Genomic DNA, 919 nt, shown 5'->3' on the forward strand with positions numbered 1-919 from the left:
TCCCCACCCCCGCCGAGCTGGCGCGCCTCTGTCTGCCCCCCGACGACGACCTCGCGCCGAACCGGCCCGGCGAGGGGGACCGGGGGCGGGCCGACCGCGACCGGGCCGGTCAGGAAGGGTCCCAGCGCTTCGAGGACGTCCTCCTCGCGGTCCGCGCCGAGCAGGTTGACCCGGGCCGCCTCACGGTCGTACCAGGCGATGTTCCTGCCGTCCGGGAGGCAGACGTACAGCCGTTCCCGGCCGTTCCGCCAGGTCGGTATGACGCGCAGTCCGTCCATGCACCATCACCCCACGACCATGGGAACAGGCGTGATGCTCCAGGGCAAGAACCCGAAAAACCCGGTTACCGTGGAGATGAGTTGGGCATGCCCACGGGCGGGATGGTGGGGAGGCGCCGTTGCGTACCCGCAGGAAGCAACCCGACGTACCGGCCCCGGACAGCCCGTGGAACGAGGTCGTGCCCGGCCTGTGGATGGGCGGACACGAGTTCCGGGGCTCTTCCGGAGGGCTGGAGTTCGCGGTGGTCGGCCAGGAGTTCGATCTCGTGCAGACGCTGCTGCGGCTGCCCGGGCACGGGCCCGGACCGGGCGTGGAGCACCAGGTGTGGCCGATCCCCGACGGGCCCCTCGACGGGACGCAGCTCGCGGGCGTCATCCGACTGGCCGAGGCCGCGTGCGAGGCGCTGGACGGCGGCCGCACGGTCCTCGTCCGCTGTTACCACGGGTACAACCGCTCCGGCCTGGTCGTCGCGCACGCGCTGATGCGCCGGGGCAGCACCGCCGAGGCGGCGATCCGGCTGATCCGGGCCCGGCGCTCGTCCTGGGCCCTGCACAACGAGCTGTTCGTCGACTACCTGCGGACGGGGCTCGCCACGGCCCGGCTGCTGGAGGAGCTGGCGGAGTAGGCGGTCCCGGCGGGC

Annotated in this window: 1 protein-coding gene and 1 pseudogene; one reads left to right on the top strand and one right to left on the bottom strand. The window is 73.1% G+C overall.

All coding sequences use genetic code 11. The annotated features are described in order from the left end of the window. Window positions 1-278 (bottom strand): annotated as a pseudogene (locus B7L92_RS38775) (hypothetical protein); the annotation flags it as partial. A gap of 119 nt (window positions 279-397) precedes the next feature. Between B7L92_RS38775 and B7L92_RS38780 the strand changes: the two are divergent. Further along, window positions 398-904 carry a protein-tyrosine phosphatase family protein gene (locus B7L92_RS38780; RefSeq protein WP_081241693.1) on the top strand — a complete coding sequence of 169 codons (507 nt, stop codon included), beginning with the start codon at window positions 398-400 and terminating at the stop codon, window positions 902-904. Window positions 905-919 lie beyond the last annotated feature (15 nt).

The organism is Streptomyces viridosporus, assembly GCF_002078235.1.
Taxonomy (GTDB): domain Bacteria; phylum Actinomycetota; class Actinomycetes; order Streptomycetales; family Streptomycetaceae; genus Streptomyces; species Streptomyces viridosporus.